Raw genomic sequence first — 19,120 nt, forward strand, 5'->3', positions numbered from 1 at the left:
TTTTCCGCGCGCGCTACCGCCGCTATGGCGCCGGTCATGACCGATCCGAACCTGTCGCCCGCCTTGAAGGCCGAAACGTTGGTCGAGGCGCTGCCGTACCTGCAACGCTATGCCGGCAAGACCTTCGTCGTGAAATACGGCGGCCACGCGATGGGCGATCCCGAGGCGCAGGCCGATTTCGCCGAGGACGTGGTGCTGCTCAAGGCAGTCGGGATCAACCCTGTCGTCGTGCACGGCGGCGGGCCGCAGATCGGGCGGATGCTCAAGCGACTGGGCGTGGAATCGCGCTTCGTCGATGGCTTGCGCGTCACCGATGCCGAAACCGCACAGATCGCCGAGATGGTGCTGGCCGGCTCGATCAACAAGGAAATCGTCAGCTGGATCGGCCGCGCCGGGGGCCGCGCGGTGGGCATTTCGGGCAAGGACGCCGGGCTGGTGCAGGCCGAAAAGGTTGGCCGCAGTGATCCCGATCCGTTGCAGGGGATCGAGCGCAAGGTCGATCTCGGCTTCGTCGGCGAGCCGGTCGCGGTTGATCGCCGGATCATCGATTCGCTCAGCCGCGACGGGATCATTCCGGTGATCGCGCCGATCGGCATCGGTTCGGACGGCCACACCTATAACATCAATGCGGACACGATGGCGGGCGCGATCGCCGCCGCGCTGGGGGCATCGCGCTTCTTCCTGCTCACCGACGTGGCCGGCGTGCTCGACAAGCAGGGGCAACTGGTCACCGACCTCAACCCCGCCGCGGTCGCCGAACTGCGCGCGGACGGCACGATCTCCGGAGGGATGATTCCCAAGCTGGAGACGTGCGTCGCCGCGGTGGAATCCGGCGTGGATGCGGCGGTGGTGCTCGATGGGCGGGTGCCGCACGCGATGCTGCTCGAAATCTTTACCAAGCGCGGTGCAGGCACGCTGATCCGCAAATGAGCGGCAGCCTTTCGATCCGCCCGCCGGTGCTCTACATTACCGGCACACCTATTGGGAGACGCCCGGCGTGCTGACGACCACCATCATCCAGATCCTGCAGGTGATCCTGAACCTCGTCTGGTGGATCATCATCGTGCAATTTGTGCTGTCGCTGCTGATCTCGTTCAACGTCGTGAACACCTCGAACAACTTCGTCCGCTCGCTGTACGAAGGTCTCGATCGCCTGACCGAGCCGTTGTACCGCCCGATCCGCCGGATGCTGCCGAACACCGGCGGGATCGATTTCGCGCCGGCGGTGGTGCTGGTGCTGATGGCGATTATCAACATCATCCTCAACAATATCGCGCTGAGCGCGATGACCGGCGGCGCGGCGATCTGAGTGCCTGGCGCGAGACGGCAGACGGGATCGCGATCGCGGTGCGCGTCACCCCGCGCGGCGGACGTGATGCGCTGCTGGCCGGCACCGACGAGCATTTCGCGGCGCGCCTCTCCGCCGCCCCCGTCGACGGCGCGGCCAATGCAGCCTTGATTGCGCTGGTCGCGAAGCAGTTCGGCGTCGCGAAGCGCAACGTCACGCTGGTGGCGGGGCAGACCGCGCGGTTGAAGCGGCTGACGATCGTGGGCGATCCGCAGGTGCTGGCGCGCGCCGCCGCTTCGCTCTATGCGGTCGCGCCATGACAGCGCGCCTCATCGACGGAAAAGAATTCGCCGCCAAGCTGCGTGGCCGTGTCGCCACCGCGGCCGCCGCCTTTACCGACCAGGCGGGGCGCAAGCCCGGCCTCGCGGTGGTGCTGGTCGGCGAAGACCCCGCCTCCTCGGTCTATGTCCGCTCCAAGGGCAAGGCGACCGTTGCTGCGGGCATGGAGAGTTTCGAGCATCGCCTCTCGACCGATGTGACCGAGGCGGAGCTGATCGCGCTGGTCGATCGCCTCAATGCCGATGAGACGGTTGACGGCATCCTCGTCCAGTTGCCGCTACCGAAACATATCGACGAGCGCGCGGTCATCACCCGCATCGACCCCGACAAGGATGTCGACGGCTTTCACCCGGTCAATGCCGGGCGGCTCGCGACCGGGCTCGACGGGCTGGTGCCGTGCACTCCGCTCGGCTGCCTGATGCTGCTGCAGGACATCCACCCGCATCTGGCGGGGCTGGAAGCGGTGGTGATCGGCCGTTCGAACATCGTCGGCAAGCCGATGGCCGCGCTGCTGCTCCAGCAGAGCTGCACCGTCACCACTGTCCACAGCCGGTCGCGCGACGTGATGGGGCATGTTCGTCAGGCCGATATCGTCGTCGCCGCGGTCGGCATTCCCGGATTCGTCCAGCCGGAGTGGATCAAGCCCGGCGCGACCGTGATCGACGTCGGCATCAACCGCACCGAAGACGGGTTGGTCGGCGACGTTGACCCGAGCGCCGCCGACGTCGCGGGCGCGATCACCCCGGTGCCGGGCGGCGTCGGTCCGATGACGATTGCGGTGCTGATGCGCAACACGCTCGTCGCCGCCGGGCGACGCGCCGGTATCGCGGTCGATCCGGCGCTCTGATGGTCGAACTGTTCGTCTCGTCGTTCATCACGTTGTTCGTCATCATCGATCCGCCCGGCTGCGCCCCGATCTTCGCCGGGCTTACCGCCGGAGCGACCGCCGCGCACCGCCGTGCGATGGCGATCCGCGCAGTGACGGTCGCGGCAGGCATCCTGCTGGTCTTCGCACTGGCGGGCGAGCCGCTGCTTCACGCACTCGGGATCGAATTGGCGTCTTTCCGCATCGCGGGCGGGGTAATGCTGTTCCTGATCGCGCTGGAAATGGTTTTCGAGAAGCGCACCCAGCGCCGCGAGGACCGCGCCGCCAAGATTACCGAGGAAGAGGCCGACGATGTCTCAATCTTCCCCATGGCGATGCCAATGATCGCCGGGCCGGGGTCGATCGCCTCGGTGATGCTGCTCACCGCGCGCAGCCACGGGATCGAACAGACTGCCGTCGTGATGGCGGCGCTGGCGGCGAACCTGCTGTTGATGCTGATCGCACTGCTCGCCGCTGGACCGCTGATGCGCGTGCTGGGCGTCAAGATCGAGGCGGTCATCACCCGCCTGCTCGGCGTGCTGCTCGCCGCGCTGGCGGTGCAGTTCGTGATCGACGGGGTGATGGAGCAGTTGCGGTAACGTCGTAACTGCGAACGCTTATTCCACCCGGAACGCCCTGAACGGCGATCCTTTCTTGATTGGCAGCGGCACCAGCCAGTCGAAATGCTCGCCTTTCGCCAGCCGGTCGTAGAAGCCACCACGCGCCTTGGCACGGTAATTGGTCGACTCAGCCATGTCCGGGCACACCAAAAGCATCGTTGCGCCGTGACGCTTCATGATCGCGCGCGCCACCTCGGGCGTGCCCATGAAGGCGTGGTGGACGTCGAGGATCGCGTCGCCGTTACGGTGATATGGTCCGGCGATCGCATCGTGATGCGTCAGCGTGATGAGTCGCGGACCGAGATCGACGAAGGTGAAAACGGTCTGCGCCGGATAGCGGTTAAGTGGCTGCATCGCCGGGATTGTCAGGCAGCGCCCGGTCGCCTTGTTGACACGGCGGACATAGGCGCTGGGGCGGTCGACCTTGAACTGGTCGATAATGATCTGCGTGAAGCTGCCCGAGACGATCACGAATAGCGCCGCCGCAGCCGCCGCCTTTGCCCACCAATAACGCGGTGCGATCAGCCATGGCACCGCCATCCACGCCAGCGCCGCGGCGCCAGGGATTGCAAGGAGTTGCGCCGCCGGTCCGGCGCGCGCCTGCCACAGCAGCATCAGCGCCGCGAACGCGCCGAACAGCGCCACGCACGCCCAGCCGCGCAGCGTCGGTTGCTGCCGCGCACGCCAAGTGGCGAATAATGCGCCGATTAATCCAATCAGCGGGAGCGTCACGATCGGCAGGGCGACGCGCAGGGGGTGGCGGTAAATCGGCTTGGCCTCACGGACCTGCGACAGCCAGCTCGTATAGAGTTCGTTCGACACCTGCTCGGGACGGCCAAGGCACTGCGGGAAGGCGAGCGCGAAAAAGGCCGCGACCACTGCACCGGCTGCGACAGCCAGAAAAAGCCTTGTCAACGGCTTACGCGGCGAGGCGACCGCGAGTGTCAGCAGCAGTCCGCCCGCCAGCACCACGGTGGAGGCATAGACCGGGGTCAGCGCGTCGCAGCGATAGACGCGGTTGGCGTAGGAGGTGAAGGCCGCGAAACCCGCCGCCACGCCGCCGGCGAGCGACAGTGCGTAGAGCGCCAGCCGTTCACGTTCTGCCCGCTCCCATACCCAGGCGAGCGCGATAATACCCCCCGCCATCGCGGCATAGGGAAGCATTTCGAGCCCGATCGTAAGCGAAATCGCGGTCGCGGTACCAACCAGTGCACCGCCGCGTCGACGTTGCGGATCGCACAGTCCGGCGACCGTCACCGCCAACATCGCGAGCTGCCAGCCGTGGTGATCGATCCGGTCGGGCATGAACATGCCAAGCGCGACATTGGTGGCGAGGAACAGCGCGATCCCCAGCGGCCATGCCAGCGGATGCACCAGCCGGCGCAGCGTCGCGCCCATCGCCACCAGCACCACCGCCATCGGCAGCAGCGGCGCGATCCCGCACGCCAGCCGTTCGGCCTCCGCCATCCCGACGAACGGGCGCAGCAAGACGATCAGCCCGGCAATCGGCAGATCGACCAGTCGCGACCAATGGATGTCGAACCCGCCCGGCGGATTAAGCCGGTAGTTGCGCAGGTCGAACCAGCCCTGACCATTCAGCAGTGCGCGGACCTGCATCAACCGCATGTTGTCGTCGGTGTCGCCCAGGGACAGCCAGTGAATCGCCGCCCAGCGCTGCCAGACGTACCATATCGCGATCCCCGCCCATGCCAGCAATGTCAGCCGGAGCCAGTGGCGGTCGAGCGTCCGCGCGGCCCGGTCTTGCGTGGCGGGCGGCAACAAATGGTTGGTCAACACTTTTCCTTCACGCCGCGCCGTAAGGGGCGGCCCGTCGATGCGGCGGTGCTTAGGACGCGGGGCAGGAAACGGCAACGGGCGTCCCGTGCTCGCACACACGCGGGCATTGCCAGCACCCGCGCGCGGCCCTAGTCGGGCGAGGGAAGGGGCAAGCTAGTGGCAACGCTGCGAACACACGGCAAGATCGAGCAATTGCGCGCGCTGTTCTGGCAGCTGGTACGCTTCGGGCTGACCGGCGGCGCGGCCACCGCCATCTATGCCGCCGTCTATTGGCCGATCGCCACCTATGCGCAGGTGCGCTGGCCCATCGAGCATCGCAGCGTCTGGCCGTTGATCGCCAATGTGCTCGGTTATCTGGTGTCGATGGTCGCCGGCTATGTCATCCACAGTCGCTGGAGTTTCCGCGACGTGGGTGCGCGCGACAATGTCTCGCGCACCGGCGGCCGCTTTCTGGTTGTCACCCTGGTCAGCTTCGCGCTCAACACCTTCTTCGTATGGTTCCTGACCGGGCCGATGCACGGCGCGACATGGTGGCCGCTCGTCACCAACGTGTTCGTCACGCCGATGGTGACGTTCGTACTTTATCGTTTCTGGGTGTTCGCTTGAACAAGAGTAATCGCTGATGGACCGCCGCGTCTATGATCGCATGGCCGAGCATGATTCCACCCATTGGTGGTATCGCGCGCGCCGCGACATCCTCGCCGACTATCTGGCCCGCGAGGGCAAGCTGCCGGCGTCGGCGCGAATTCTGGAGATCGGCTGCGGCACCGGGCACAATCTGCCGATGCTGGCAGCCTTTGGTGAGGTCGACGCAATCGAGATCGATCCGGCGGCGCGCGAGATCGCCAGCCAGCGGCTCGGCAAGCCGGTCAGCGATGCGCCGTTACCGGCGCTGCCCGGCGTGCCGCGTGGCCATTACGATCTGATCGCCGTGCTCGATGTCGTCGAGCATATCGAGGACGATGTCGCCGCGCTGGCGGCAATGCGTGAGTGTCTGGCACCGGGCGGAAAAATCGTGATCGCGGTGCCCGCGCATCAGTGGATGTGGAGCGCGCACGACGTGGTGAACCACCATCATCGTCGTTATTCCAAGAAGACGCTGCTCGGCGCCTTGCACAGGGCGGGGCTCAAGGAGCGCGGGCTTACCTATTTCAACTCGCTGCTGTTTCCGCTGGCGGCGGCGGCGCGGATCGCGGGCCGGCTGACCGGTCGCGACGACAGCGACGATTCGCCCCCCGCCGCGCCGCTCAACGCCTTGTTCGAGCGAATTTTCGGGCTCGAACGGCATCTGGTCGGGCGGGTGCCGATGCCGACGGGTGTGTCGATCCTGACGCTGGCGGAGCCGAAGTAGCGTTAGAATTCGAGCCCGCTGGCTTGAACCTCGACGTCGTCACCCCGGCGAAGGCCGGGGTCCGGTCGAAAAGGCAGAGGTGACGAAGCGCGACGCGCATCAGCAGCGTCCTCCAACCCGGCCGGGCCTTCGCCGGGGCGACACTTCAGCTTGGATGATCGCACTCTCAGGCGTGTCGCCCCTGCGGAGGCAGGGGCCTATGGCTGTCGAGTTTGTGCGGTCGGCTCGCACATTGGTGCCAGGCTTTGCGTCGGCGGCGGGCCCGGACGGAACAGACATGGGTCCCTGCCTGGCGCAGGGACGACGGTTTTGGCGGCGCGGCTACGCGCCGATCACATGCAGCGCGAGTGTGCGGCGGTGGGGGGCGGCGCGGTGTTCGAACAGGTAAAGGCCCTGCCACGTGCCCAGCACCATCCGGCCGTCGACCACGGGAATGCCGAGCGAGACGTTGGTCAGCGCGGTCTTCAGATGCGCCGGCATGTCGTCCGGCCCTTCATCGTCATGTTCATAGTCACGTGACTCGGGCGCAAGCCGCTGGAAATATCGCTCCAGATCACGTCGCACCGCGGGGGCCGCATTCTCGTTAATGAGCAGCGAGGCCGAGGTATGACGACAAAAGATGGTCAGCAGACCGTCGACGATACCTTGTGCATCGAGCCATGCCGTGACCTCGCCAGTCACTTCGACCAGTCCCGCCCCGCGCGTCGCGATCGTCAGTCTGCCGTGCGCCTGCCGCATCAGAACAGCCGCCCGCCATTCGGCACGGGAACGCCGGGGTGCACCAGCACGACCTTTCCGTCCCCATCAGGGAAGCCGAGGGTGAGCACCTGCGACATGAACTTGCCGATCTGGCGTGGCGGGAAGTTGACGACCGCCGCGACCTGTCGCCCGACCAGCCCGTCGCAGTCGTAATGTTCGGTGATCTGCGCCGACGAGCGCTTCGTGCCAATCGTCGGGCCGAAGTCGATCGTCAGCTTGAAGGCGGGCTTGCGCGCCTCTGGAAAGGGCTCCGCCGCGACGATCGTCCCGACCCGCACATCGACCGCCAGAAAGTCGTCGAACCCGATCGCGGGCGCGGGCGGGGCGGCGGAATCGTGGGTGGCGTGCATCAGAAGTCCGGGTTCTCGTAATAGCTAGGCGGTTCGATGCCGCTGATCCGCTCGGCGAGTAGCGGACGAAAGCTCCGGCGGCTTTTGAACGCCGAATACCATGCCTTGGTCAGTGCATGGCCCGCCCAGTCGATCCCGCCGAGATAATCGGCGACCGAAATCTGCGCCGCCGCGGCGAGGTCGGCGAGGCTGATCGTCGAACCGGCGATCCATTTCCGGTGATCGAGCAGGAAGTCGATGTAATCGAGATGCCCGACCGCCGATTTCATCGCCTCGCGCAGTCGCGACGCGTCGGGAGCCATGCGGTGCGCGATGCGCTTGATCATGCGCTCGTCGAGCAGCGGCTGGGTGACGTCGCGGTAAAAATGCGTGTCGAACCACGCCACCAGCCGGCGGATTTCGGCGCGATTGGCGGCGGTGCCGTTGATCATCGCGACTCGCTCGACAGTCTCCTCGAAATATTCGCAGATCGCCATCGAATCGACCAGCACGACGCCGCGATCGTTGTCGGTCATCACCGGGGTCTGCCCGGCGGGGTTCATGTCGATGAACGCGTCGCGCCGCTCCCACGGATTCTCGCGCATGAGCTGATAGCCCACGTCCTTCTCATTGAGGAGCGTACGGACCTTGCGCGTGAACGGACACAGCGGGAACTGATAGAGCTGCCACATATATTGGCGCTGTTAGGCTGAAGTAGGGGGCGGGGGGAAGCGCCTTCGTCGCGGAAGCGGGGCGATCAGCCCGTGGCGCGCGGGCGGCGGCGCGGCACCGCGTCCGACTGCCGCCGGATCAGCGCGTAATCGACCACGACATGCGGATGATCCTCGCTGCCACCGCCCCGGCGCTGGCGTATCTCCCGCATCAGCAGGTCGACGGCGGTGCGCGCCATGTCGCTGACCGGCTGGCGGATCGTGGTCAGTTCGGGCCACACCGTCGTCGCCAGCGCCGAATCGTCGAATCCGCAGACGGTGAGATCGCCCGGCACGTCGAGATCACGGCGGTGCGCGATGGCCACGGTCGCGGCGGCCATGTCGTCATTGCTGGCGAAAATCGCGCTCGGCGCATCGGGCAGGTCGAGCAACCGCTCCGCGGCGTCGAGCCCGGAGCGATAGCCGAAATTGCCCTCCGCGATCAGGGCATCGTCGGCGTCGAGCCCCAGATCCGCCACCGCATCGCGATAGCCGGCGAGCCGCTCGCCGGTCGCGCTCTGGTTGGCGGCACCGCTGATGAAACCGATCCGACGATGGCCGAGCGTGCCGAGATGGCGCGTCATCTCGTAAGCGGCCTTGCGATCGTCGATGCTGACCGACAGCGCCCATTCCGGCGCGCGCCCGGTCGACACCGCGACGACCGGCACATCGCGCTCGCGCAGCATCGCCAGCACCGTCTCGGCATCGCCGAGCGGGGGCGGGAGCAGCAGGCCATCGACGCGGCCGTTCAGCAGATGCTCGATCGCCGCCAGTTCCGCCCCCTCGGCGCACTGCTCGACGATGATCTGGCCGTTCTGGCGCGCGGCCTGATCGAGGCAGCCAACCAGGAACTCGCTGAAGTAAAACAGGCTGGTCGTGGTGTGCAGGACACCCAGCCGGAAGTCCTCACCGCCCGCCAGCATTCGCGCCGCCGCGGACGGCGCGTAGCGGAGTGCGGCGATCGCTTCCTCGACGCGCGCGCGGGTCGCGTCGCGGACGCTGCCTTCGCGGTTGATGACGCGGCTGACCGTCATCGGCGACACGCCCGCGCGCGCCGCGACGTCGCTGATCGTCGGGGCGTTGCGTTGGCGGCGCGACCCGCGCGGTTCGTTCATGCCGGACAGTCCATGCGGACGGTTCTTGGCGGGCCCGAGCGGCGTCGGCAAGCGTCAGATTAGTCGTGGTGACCCGGAACGTAAGGAAAGGACTGCGCCTTGTACCACGCCAGATCGTGCGCGGGCGGTGCGACCCCGGCGGGCAGGGCGCGACCGTTGACCGACATCCAGTAGGCAAGGCTGGCGTCACGCCACCAGCGTGCCTCGCGCTCCTGCACCGCCAGATAGGTTGCGGTCTTCTGCCAGCGCTCCGCGTCGACCTGCGCGCGCACGCCGTCCCACTGCCGGCGCATGTCACCGACATAGGTGACGCCGCGATCGTAGTGCGCGACGAGATCCTCCCACAAGGTCTTGCCCGACGGCATCTTCCGATCCCAGGCGACATGGTGGAACCACAACAGCTCACGCTCGGGGGTGGTCTTCGGATCGGCCAAACGCTTCGCGACCGGCGGCGCATATTGCGCGACCGCATTGCTGCCGGTTTTGGTCCGGTCGAAGCCGATGCCGTCGCGGTCGGCCTTGTGATAATAGACCGGGTTCCACTCCGGGCGGGCGAGGTCGGCGACCCATGGTCCGGGCCCGTAGTGGTGGCCGGTGGCCATGAGATGCGCGAGGCCGAGCGCGCCGGTGTAATCGACCACCGCCTCGCGCGAGCCCATCATCATGCTGACGGCGGTGTCGACGAGCTGCGGGTTCGTGCCGAACGTCTGCCGCGCCCATTCGCGCGCGATCGGCTCCGCCTTGAGCGTCGGGTCCCACGCCATGCGGCCGAAGGCGTACCAATTGGCCTGATTAAAGGTCGAGCCCGACCAGTCGCGGTCGCGCCCGATGTTGGCGACACCGGCCATGCCGGTCAGCCGGTGCCGCTCGCTGGTGCCGTCGACGACAGAGGCGACCGTTTCGTTGCCGCGCCCGGTCCCTGCCGCGAGCACTTCCTCGAACAGCGGGCCGAGATAGGCGAGGTGGGTCGCGAAACCGAGATATTCCTTGGTGATCTGAAACTCGACCATCAGCGGCGTCTTCGGCATCGCGCCGAACAGCGGATGGAAGGGCTCGCGCGGCTGGAAGTCGATCGCGCCGTTCTTCACCTGCACCAGCACATTGTCGGCGAATGTGCCGTCGAGTGGCTTGAACTCGGTGTACGCCTGTTTGGCGCGATCCTCGGGATCGGTCTCGGCATAGACGAACGCGCGCCACATCACGATCCCCCCGTGCGGCTTCACGGCGGCCGCGAGCATGTTCGCGCCGTCGGCGTGGCTGGCGCCATAGTCGCGCGGGCCGGGCTGTCCCTCGCTGTTCGCCTTGACCAGAAAGCCGCCGAAGTCGGGGATTGCGCGGTAGATCTCGTCGGCCTTCGCCTTCCACCACGCGGCGACCTGCGGGTCGCGCGGGTCGGCGGTCTTCAGTCCGCCCAGCTCGATCGGCGCGGAGAAGCGCGCGGAGAGATAGACCTTGATCCCCCATGGCCGGAACACGTCCGCCAGCGCCGCCGCCTTGGCGATGTAGCGCGGGGTCAGGCTGTCGGCCTTGGCATTGACGTTGTTGAGGACGGTGCCGTTGATGCCGATCGAGGCGTTGGCGCGCGCATAGTCGGTGTAGCGCGGGTCGGTGAAGTCGGGGAGCGTCCACCAGTCCCAGAGCGACACGCCGGCATAGCCGCGCTCGACGGTGCCATCGAGATTGTCCCAGTGGTTGAGGACGCGCAGCTTCACCTTGGGGGCGCTGGTGAGCGCGACGTTCGCCGCCGTCCCGCCGGTCGCGAGGTGCCGGAGCAGCGCGAACGCGCCGTACAATGCGCCGCGGTCGGTGTTGCCGGCGACCAGCAACGTCGGCGTGCCGTCGAGCGTGACCCGGCGGACCAGATAGCCTTCGTCGCCGAGCGGCGCGAACGGCAGCCGCAGCGCCGCAATGCCGGAGTCGGCGCTGGTTGCGACGGTGACGTTCAGGCCCGTAGGCAGCGCGCGCGACAGCTCGGCGGCGGCGAGGCGCAGCGTCTCGGTGTCGCCACGGATCGCAACCGTCGTTGCCGCCGGCGCTGCCGCCGGCGCGCGCAGCCACAACCGGTAACCGTCATCGGCGTGCGCCGTACCCGCCAGCATCAGGGCGAGCGCGCCCAGCCATCCCGAACGTGCCTTCATCACCGCTCCCGCTACCTTTGGCGGCATTGACAACGCCGCTTCTGAACCGCCATGGTACCGCTATCAGGAAATTTCACAAGTCCCGGCGTCAGATCGGGAACGTCAGGAGAATGTGCGCGTGACCGCCCATCGTCGACCGACCGCGGTCATTGCCCGTCGCGAGCTGCTGCGCTGGAGCGCGGGTGTCTCGGCGCTCGCCTTCCTGCCCGCCGCTGCCAGTACGCCGGTCTATCGCGACGCGCGCGCGCCGGTCGATCTGCGCGTCCGCGATCTGCTGGGGCGAATGACGCTGGACGAAAAGGTCGCGCAGCTGATCACGCTGTCGACCACCAAGCGCGACGTGATGGACGAGGCGCGCGCCTTTGCGCCGGGCAAGGCCGACAGCGCCTATCCGCACGGCATCGGGCAGATCGCGCGCCCCTCCGATCGCGGCGGGGCGGCGACCGCGAACAATACCGGGACCGACGTGACCGGGCGGTGGCGCAAGCCCGCCGACACGATCGCCTTCGTCAATGCCGCGCAGGACTGGGCAAAGCGGACGCGGCTGGGCATCCCGATCCTGTTCCACGAGGAATCGCTGCACGGCTACATGGCGCCGGGGGCGACCAGCTTTCCGCAGGCGATCGCGATGGCGGGCTCCTTCGACCGCGAGCTTATGCAGCGGGTGCAGTCGGTGATCGGACGCGAGGTGCGCGCGCATGGCACGACGCTGGCGCTGTCGCCGGTGGTGGACATCGCGCGCGACCCGCGCTGGGGGAGGATCGAGGAGACGTTCGGCGAGGACCCGTATCTCTGCGGCGAGATGGGCGTCGCGGCGGTCAGGGGCTTGCAGGGCGAAGGCAAGGAGCTGGCGCCGGGCAAGGTCCACGCGACGCTGAAGCACATGACCGGGCATGGCCAGCCGCAGGCGGGCAACAATGTCGCGCCCGCGCAGCTGGGCGAGCGCGAGTTGCGCGAGAGCTATTTCCCGCCGTTCCGCAAGGTGGTCGAGCAGACCGGCATCACGGCGGTGATGCCGTCGTACAACGAGATCGACGGCGTGCCGAGCCATGCGAACCACTGGCTGCTGGGCAAGATCCTGCGCGGGGAATGGCGCTTCGACGGCGCTGTGGTCAGCGACTATGCCGCGATCCCGGAGCTGGAATATTTCCACCACGTCGCCGCTACCAAGGAGGCTGCCGCGAAGCTGGCGCTGGAGGCGGGGGTTGATTGCGACTTGCCCGATGGCGTGGCGTACCGGACACTCGCCGACCAGGTGCGGGCGGGGCAAGTGCCGGTCGCGACGGTCGACCTGGCCTGCGCGCGGATGTTGACGATGAAGTTCCGCGCCGGGCTGTTCGAGAAGGCGACGGTCGACGCGCGCGCCGCCGCGAAGCTGACCGCAAACGCCGAGGCGCTGGCGCTGGCGCGGGAGGCGGCGGGCAAATCGATCGCGCTGCTGGTCAACGACGGGACGCTGCCGCTGACGCCGGGTGCGCAGAAGCGGGTGGCGGTGATCGGGCCGAATGCGGCGGTGGCGCGGCTGGGCGGCTATTCGTCGCTGCCGACCGATTCGGTGTCGCTGCTCGACGGTGTCCGCCAGAAGCTAAAGGGGCGGGCCGAGGTTGTCCATGCGCAGGGCGTGTTCATCACGCAGAGCGAGGATCGCTCCGCCAACGAAGTGCTGCTCGCCGACCCGGCGCGCAACCGGCAGTTGATCGCGGAGGCGGTCGAGATCGCCAAGGGTGCCGACGTGATCCTGCTCGCGATCGGCGATACCGAACAGACCAGCCGCGAGGGCTATGCCAAGACCCACCTTGGCGACCGCACCGACCTCGACCTGCTCGGCGAGCAGAACGACCTGTTCCGCGCGATGAAGGCGACCGGCAAGCCGGTGGTCGTCGTCGCGATCAACGGTCGCCCGCCGTCGTGGCCGACGGTGGTGGCGGGCGCGAATGCGCTCATCGAATGCTGGTATGCCGGGCAGCAGGGCGGTCACGCGATCGCCGACGTGCTGTTCGGTGACGTCAATCCCGGCGCCAGGCTGCCGGTGACGGTGGTGCGCGACGTTGGGCAGGTGCCCTTCTATTACAACCACAAGCCCTCGGCACGGCGCGGCTATCTCTTCGACGACGATGCGCCATTGTTCCCGTTCGGCTTCGGGCTGAGCTACACGACGTTCACGCTGTCGCCGCCGCGGCTGTCCGCGCCGCGCATCGCAGCCGCCGGGCAAGTGATGGTCGAGGTCGATGTCGCCAATACCGGTCAGCGCGCGGGCGACGAGGTGGTGCAGCTCTACGTTCGCGATCAGGTGTCGTCGGTGGCGCGGCCGGTCAGGGAATTGAAGGAGTTCGCGCGGGTCACGCTCGCGCCCGGCGAGCGGAAGACGGTGCGCTTCACGCTCGGGCCGGAGGCGTTCCGCATGTGGGACGAGGACATGCGGGAGGTGGTTGAGCCGGGCCGTTTCGATATCATGACCGGTCCCAACAGCCGTGACCTGCAGACCGTCACGCTCGACATCGCCTGAGAGAGACCATGCCAATCATCACCGATGCCCGCGTTATCATCACCAGCCCCGGGCGCAACTTCGTCACGCTGAAGATCACCTGCGACGACGGCACGACCGGCGTGGGCGACGCGACGCTCAACGGGCGCGAGCTGGCGGTCGCCGCCTATCTGTCCGAACATGTCGTGCCGTGCCTGATCGGGCGCGACGCGCATCGGATCGAGGATATCTGGCAGTATCTCTACAAGGGCGCGTACTGGCGGCGCGGGCCGGTTACGATGACCGCGATCGCGGCGGTCGACGTGGCGCTGTGGGATATCAAGGGGAAGCTCGCGGGGCTGCCGGTCTATCAATTGCTTGGGGGCGCGAGCCGCGAGTCGTGCATGGTCTATGCCCACGCAAATGGCGCGTCGATCGAGGACACGATCGCGGTTGCGCTGGCCGAGCGCGACAAGGGCTATAAGGCGATCCGGCTGCAATGCGGGGTGCCGGGGCTCGCCTCCACCTATGGTGTCGCCAAGCCGGGGCAACGCTACGAGCCCGCCGATGCCGCGCTGCCGAGCGAGTCGGTGTGGTCGACCGAAAAATACCTGCGCGTCGTGCCCGAACTGTTCGCGGCGGCGCGCGAGGCGCTGGGGCCGGACGTGCACCTGCTCCATGACGTCCACCACCGGCTGACCCCGATTGAGGCGGGGCGGCTGGGGCGCGATCTGGAGTCGTACCGCCCGTTCTGGATCGAGGACCCGTCCCCGGCGGAGAATCAGGACGCGTTCCGGCTGATCCGCCAGCACACGACGACGCCGATCGCGGTCGGCGAGGTGTTCAATTCGATCTGGGACTGCAAGGCGCTGATCGAGAATCAGTTGATCGACTATGTTCGCACGACGATCGTCCATGGTGGCGGGATCACGCACCTGCGCCGCGTCGCCGCGCTCGCCGATCTGTATCAGGTGCGGACCGGCTGCCACGGCGCGACCGATCTGTCGCCGGTGACGATGGCGGCGGCGCTGCACTTCGGGCTGTCGATCCCGAATTTCGGGGTGCAGGAGCATATGCCGCACACGGCCGAGACCGACGCGGTGTTCCCGCATGCGTACCGTTTCGAGAGCGGGATGATGCATCCGGGCGATGCGCCGGGGCTGGGGGTCGATATCGATGAAGAGCTAGCCGCGGGCTACGAATACAAGCGCGCCTATCTGCCGGTGAACCGGCTGGAGGATGGCACCCTGTGGAGTTGGTGAGGGTGGCGCCGGTGCCGACGTGTCGGACGCCCGCAATCATCACATCCGTTGGTCCTGAGGAGAGGCTGAGCTTGTCGAAGCCTCGTCTCGAAGGGTGGGTCTGGGGCGCTGCGTCGAGACGGTGGCCGGGTCGGATCGTCCCCAGGACGATCCTGAACATGCCGGGGGCATGTTCACCCGATCACTTTGACAGGCTCACTGCCTTCTCAGCACCAACGGATCGGGGCAGGGCACGAGGCTTCGGACAAGGAAACGGTACGGCATGAGCGACTTCACCGACGCCGCGCAGCACGCGCCCGAAACCGCCGTGCATGAAGTGCCGCGACCCAGAGGCCGCGTGCGCTGGATCATCTGTGCCTTGCTGTTCGCGGCGGTGGTGCTGTCGTACGTCGACCGGCTGGTGCTGGGGGTGCTCAAGCCGCAGCTGACCGAACTCTATAACTGGACGAACACCGGCTACGGCGATGTTACCGGCTATTTTCAGGTTTTTTACGGGATCGGCTTCCTGATCTTCGGATGGCTGATCGACCGGATCGGGCCGAAATACGGCTATCTGCTCGCGATGGGGAGCTGGACGCTCGGCCATTTCGCGCAGACGCTCGTCACCTCGACGACCGGCTTCGTTATTGCGCGCATCCCGCTGGCGTTCGGCGAGGCGGGGACCTATCCGTCCGCGCTCGCCGCCGCCTCGCAATGGTTCCCCAAGAAGGAGCGCGCGCTCGCGATCGGTATCTTCAACGCCGGGGCGAACGTCGGGGCGGTGGTCACGCCGCTGCTGATCGGGTTTATCGTCGCGGGGCTGCTGCTCGATTGGCGCTGGGCGTTCATCATCACCGGGCTGTTCAATCTGGTGTGGCTGTTCGCGTGGTGGCGGCTGTATCACAAGCCTGCCGAGCATCCGCGGCTGACGACCGAGGAGCGTGCGTGGATCGAGACCGAGCCGGCGGTCGATCAGGGCCGTGCCGGCTTCCTGCGCGTGCTGCGGCATCGCGAGGCCTGGGCCTATATGGCGGGACGGTTCCTGATCGATCCGGTGTGGTGGACGTTTCTGTTCTGGCTGCCGGACTTTTTCAACAAGCAATATGGCTATGATCTGAAGAGCTTCGGCCCGCCGCTCGTCGCGATCTACATCCTTGCCGATCTCGGCGCGATCGCGGGCGGCTGGTATTCGTCGCACCTGCTCAAGCGCGGGGTGGCGACGGGCCGCGCGCGCAAGCGAGCGATGTTCGCCTGCGCGCTGTTCGCGCTGCCGGTGATGTTCGCGGGGCAGGCGAGCAGCATCTGGATCGCGGTGCTGCTGATCGGGCTGGCGTGCGCGGCGCATCAGGGCTTCTCGACCAATTTGTTCGCGCTGCCGGGCGACCAGTTCCCGCGCTTCGCGCAGGGGACGCTGATCGGGTTGGGCGGGTTCGCGGGCGCGGTCGGCGGGTTCATCGCGTCGAAGTCGCTCGGGCTGCTGCTCGATACGGTCGGGAGCTACGGCCCTTTTTTCGTCGCGTGCGGCGTGGCGTATCTGGTGGCGTTGCTGGTGTTCCACCTGCTCAACCCGCGATATCGCGACGTCCGGCTGTCGCAGGCCGGTTGACGGAAGCGGACAAGTTCTTGATACCGCTATCAACACCGCGCGAGCATGTTTTCGGAGCAGGTGCGACCGGCTGCAACGGTCATGGAGAGAACGATGTCGATCATCATGCCCGGCCCGGCCCGTGCCGCTTCCGACGTCTTTCCTCCGGTGCCATCCGGTATCAGCCCGCATTTCTGATTGCGTTAGGCGCGCCGCTTTTCTCCCCTTTATGCGGCGTGTCGACTCTCGGGGCCGGTCTCTTCGCGAGCCCGGCCCTTCTTTCTTTCGGAGCGACCATGCGATCCTCGTTCGTGCTTGCCGCCGCGCTGCTCAGCCTCGCCGCCACTCCCGCCGCTGCGCGCTCCTGTAGCTGGCAGGCGGCCTGGGCATCGGCGCAGATGACGCCGCAGGGCGAGAACGTCCTGCCCGACGACGCCTTGCGCGATGCGACCTTGCGGCAGATCGTCCGGCCTTCGCTGGGCGGTGCGCGGGTCCGGGTGCGCTTCTCGAACGCCTATGGTCGCGCGCCGCTGCGCATCGCCGCCGCGAGCATCGCCCGCTCAGCGGACCTCGCCAGCGCGCGGGTGACGCCGGGCAGCCTGCGCGCACTGACGTTCGGCGGCGCGCGCGAGGTGATCGTGCCGCCGGGCGCGGAGTGGTGGAGTGACGCGGTGACGCTGCCGGTCGCGGCGTTCGACGATCTGGCGGTGTCGGCCTATTTGCCCGTAGCGCCGGACGGGCAGACCTCGCATCCCGGATCGCGCGCGACATCGTGGATCGCAAAGAGCGACGCGACCGGTGCAACCGATCTGGCGGAGGCGACCAAGACCGATCACTGGTTCCAGCTGTCGGGGGTGGAGGTCGAGCGCTGCGCTGCGCCGAACGGGGTGGTCGCATTCGGCGATTCGATCACCGACGGTTACGGCGTGAAGCCGAACACCAACGCGCGCTGGACCGACGTGCTCGCGCGACGGCTGGGCGGCAAGGCGGCGGTGCTCAACCTCGGGATCGGCGGCAACCGCGTGCTGCTCGACGGGCTGGGGCCGAACGCGATGGCGCGGTTTGACCGGGACGTGCTGGGGCAGGCAGGGGCGAAGCATCTGATCGTGTTGGAGGGCGTCAACGATATCGGCGTGCTGACCCGCGAACAGCCAGCAACCCCGGAGGCGCATCGCGCCGTGGTGGCGGGGGTGACGGGGGCCTATGCGCAGATGGTGGCGCGCGCGCGGGGCAGGGGGATGACAGTGCATCTGGCGACAATCATGCCGTTTGCGAGCAACGCTTATTATCATCCCGGCGCGGCGAGCGAGGCGGACCGGCAGGCGATCAACGCATGGATCCGTACCCCCGGCAACGCCGATCACGTGATCGACTTCGACCGGCTGATGCGCGATCCGGCGCAGCCCGACCGCCTTTTGCCTGCCTATGACAGCGGCGACGGGCTGCATCCGAGTATCGCGGGTTATCGCGCGATGGCGGAAGGAATTTCGCTGGCGTCGCTGCGCTGAGCGATGCTATTTGTCTGACTATATAACTGACTCGTTCTGGAGCCCGCCTGACATGACCGCCCCCCACGATCCGACGAAGCTGCGCAGCCGTGCGTGGTTCGACAATCCGGCGAACATCGACATGACGGCGCTGTATCTGGAGCGCTATCTGAACTTCGGGCTGACGCTGGAGGAATTGCAGTCGGGTCGGCCGATCATCGGCATCGCGCAGACCGGCTCGGACCTCAGCCCCTGCAACCGCCACCATCTGGTGCTGGCGGAGCGGGTGCGCGAGGGCGTGCGCGAGATGGGCGGGATCGTGCTGGAATTCCCGGTGCATCCGATCCAGGAAACCGGCAAGCGCCCGACCGCCGGGCTCGACCGCAATCTGGCCTATCTCGGGCTGGTCGAGGTTTTGTACGGCTATCCGCTCGACGGCGTGGTGCTGACGATCGGCTGCGACAAGACGACGCCGGCGTGCCTGATGGCGGCGGCGACCGTCAACATCCCGGCGATCGCGCTGTCGGTCGGGCCGATGCTGAATGGCTGGCACAAGGGCGAGCGCACCGGATCGGGGACGATCGTCTGGAAGGCGCGGCAGCTGCTGGCAGCCGGCGAGATCGACGATGCCGAGTTCATCCGGCTGGTGGCGTCGTCGGCGCCGTCGACCGGCTATTGCAACACGATGGGCACCGCGACGACGATGAACTCGCTGGCCGAGGCGCTGGGCATGTCGCTGCCCGGCTCGGCGGCGATCCCGGCGCCCTACCGCGACCGGCAGGAGGTCGCGTACCTTACCGGCAAGCGGATCGTCGAGATGGTCGCCGAGGATCTCAAGCCGTCGGACATCCTGACGAGAGATGCCTTCCACAACGCGATCAAGGTCAATTCCGCGATCGGCGGGTCGACCAACGCGCCGATCCACCTCGCCGCACTCGCGCGCCACGTCGGGGTCGAGCTGCCGATCAAGGACTGGGAGACCGAGGGCCACAAGGTGCCGCTGCTCGTCAATTTGCAGCCGGCCGGCGAGTA

The 19,120-nt window shown here is 67.3% G+C and carries 18 protein-coding genes; 12 read left to right on the top strand and 6 right to left on the bottom strand.

What is annotated here, in order from left to right:
- Positions 1–36 precede the first annotated feature (36 nt).
- From argB to ACI2JO_RS13140, 5 genes are all read left to right on the top strand, one after another.
- Positions 37–930 (top strand): acetylglutamate kinase, encoded by an 894-nt coding sequence (argB, locus tag ACI2JO_RS13120; protein ID WP_404721132.1) that lies wholly within the window; start codon positions 37–39, stop codon positions 928–930.
- Between the two features lie 67 nt (positions 931–997).
- Positions 998–1,309: a YggT family protein gene (locus ACI2JO_RS13125; protein WP_184508482.1), complete on the top strand. Its 312-nt coding sequence runs from the start codon at positions 998–1,000 to the stop codon at positions 1,307–1,309.
- Between the two features lie 26 nt (positions 1,310–1,335).
- Positions 1,336–1,608 carry a DUF167 family protein gene (locus ACI2JO_RS13130; RefSeq protein ID WP_311770387.1) on the top strand — a complete coding sequence of 91 codons (273 nt, stop codon included), beginning with the start codon at positions 1,336–1,338 and terminating at the stop codon, positions 1,606–1,608.
- Positions 1,605–2,474, top strand: coding sequence for a bifunctional methylenetetrahydrofolate dehydrogenase/methenyltetrahydrofolate cyclohydrolase FolD (gene folD, locus ACI2JO_RS13135; RefSeq protein WP_404721133.1), 870 nt, complete (start codon positions 1,605–1,607; stop codon positions 2,472–2,474). The genes ACI2JO_RS13130 and folD overlap by 4 nt, the downstream gene beginning before the upstream one ends.
- A complete protein-coding gene (locus ACI2JO_RS13140; protein ID WP_404721134.1) occupies positions 2,474–3,091 on the top strand; it encodes a MarC family protein in 618 nt (205 codons plus the stop codon). The genes folD and ACI2JO_RS13140 overlap by 1 nt, the downstream gene beginning before the upstream one ends.
- 18 nt (positions 3,092–3,109) lie before the next feature.
- Here the strand turns inward: ACI2JO_RS13140 and ACI2JO_RS13145 are convergent, their stop codons facing one another.
- Positions 3,110–4,906, bottom strand: coding sequence for an AcrB/AcrD/AcrF family protein (locus ACI2JO_RS13145; RefSeq protein WP_404721135.1), 1,797 nt, complete (start codon positions 4,904–4,906; stop codon positions 3,110–3,112).
- A gap of 159 nt (positions 4,907–5,065) precedes the next feature.
- On the opposite strand from ACI2JO_RS13145, the gene ACI2JO_RS13150 reads away from it, so the two are divergent.
- Together ACI2JO_RS13150 and ACI2JO_RS13155 are read left to right on the top strand one after the other, a co-directional pair.
- Positions 5,066–5,515: a GtrA family protein gene (locus ACI2JO_RS13150; protein WP_404721136.1), complete on the top strand. Its 450-nt coding sequence runs from the start codon at positions 5,066–5,068 to the stop codon at positions 5,513–5,515.
- Positions 5,516–5,531: 16 nt separating this feature from the next.
- A complete protein-coding gene (locus tag ACI2JO_RS13155; RefSeq protein WP_404721137.1) occupies positions 5,532–6,260 on the top strand; it encodes a class I SAM-dependent methyltransferase in 729 nt (242 codons plus the stop codon).
- A gap of 321 nt (positions 6,261–6,581) precedes the next feature.
- Here the strand turns inward: ACI2JO_RS13155 and ACI2JO_RS13160 are convergent, their stop codons facing one another.
- From ACI2JO_RS13160 to ACI2JO_RS13180, 5 genes are all read right to left on the bottom strand, one after another.
- Positions 6,582–6,998, bottom strand: coding sequence for a secondary thiamine-phosphate synthase enzyme YjbQ (locus ACI2JO_RS13160; protein WP_404721138.1), 417 nt, complete (start codon positions 6,996–6,998; stop codon positions 6,582–6,584).
- Entirely contained in the window at positions 6,998–7,369 is a 372-nt protein-coding gene (locus ACI2JO_RS13165) for a tRNA-binding protein (protein ID WP_404721139.1), read from the bottom strand. Before ACI2JO_RS13165 ends, ACI2JO_RS13160 begins: the two co-directional genes overlap by 1 nt.
- The gene (locus ACI2JO_RS13170) at positions 7,369–8,040 is read right to left on the bottom strand and encodes a glutathione S-transferase family protein (RefSeq protein WP_335307451.1); all 672 of its coding nucleotides are present in this window, start codon (positions 8,038–8,040) and stop codon (positions 7,369–7,371) included. The genes ACI2JO_RS13165 and ACI2JO_RS13170 overlap by 1 nt, the downstream gene beginning before the upstream one ends.
- Positions 8,041–8,105: 65 nt before the next feature.
- Entirely contained in the window at positions 8,106–9,173 is a 1,068-nt protein-coding gene (locus ACI2JO_RS13175) for a LacI family DNA-binding transcriptional regulator (RefSeq protein ID WP_404721140.1), read from the bottom strand.
- Between the two features lie 59 nt (positions 9,174–9,232).
- Positions 9,233–11,311 carry an alpha-glucuronidase family glycosyl hydrolase gene (locus ACI2JO_RS13180; protein WP_404721141.1) on the bottom strand — a complete coding sequence of 693 codons (2,079 nt, stop codon included), beginning with the start codon at positions 11,309–11,311 and terminating at the stop codon, positions 9,233–9,235.
- 118 nt (positions 11,312–11,429) lie between these two features.
- Here ACI2JO_RS13180 and ACI2JO_RS13185 point away from each other — a divergent pair, with 118 nt between their 5' ends.
- The 5 genes from ACI2JO_RS13185 to ACI2JO_RS13205 all read left to right on the top strand — a co-directional run.
- Positions 11,430–13,817, top strand: coding sequence for a glycoside hydrolase family 3 N-terminal domain-containing protein (locus ACI2JO_RS13185; RefSeq protein WP_404721142.1), 2,388 nt, complete (start codon positions 11,430–11,432; stop codon positions 13,815–13,817).
- Positions 13,818–13,825: 8 nt separating this feature from the next.
- Positions 13,826–15,037 carry a D-mannonate dehydratase ManD gene (manD, locus tag ACI2JO_RS13190; RefSeq protein ID WP_404721143.1) on the top strand — a complete coding sequence of 404 codons (1,212 nt, stop codon included), beginning with the start codon at positions 13,826–13,828 and terminating at the stop codon, positions 15,035–15,037.
- 262 nt (positions 15,038–15,299) lie between these two features.
- Positions 15,300–16,622: an MFS transporter gene (locus tag ACI2JO_RS13195; protein WP_404721144.1), complete on the top strand. Its 1,323-nt coding sequence runs from the start codon at positions 15,300–15,302 to the stop codon at positions 16,620–16,622.
- Between the two features lie 275 nt (positions 16,623–16,897).
- Positions 16,898–18,109 carry an SGNH/GDSL hydrolase family protein gene (locus ACI2JO_RS13200; RefSeq protein ID WP_404721145.1) on the top strand — a complete coding sequence of 404 codons (1,212 nt, stop codon included), beginning with the start codon at positions 16,898–16,900 and terminating at the stop codon, positions 18,107–18,109.
- A 52-nt stretch (positions 18,110–18,161) separates the two neighbouring features.
- Positions 18,162–19,120 (top strand): dihydroxy-acid dehydratase (locus tag ACI2JO_RS13205; RefSeq protein ID WP_404721146.1); only part of this gene is annotated, 959 nt, incomplete at its 3' end.

Origin of the sequence: Sphingomonas sp. NPDC079357 (genome assembly GCF_044901155.1) — a bacterium.
Classification (GTDB): domain Bacteria; phylum Pseudomonadota; class Alphaproteobacteria; order Sphingomonadales; family Sphingomonadaceae; genus Sphingomonas.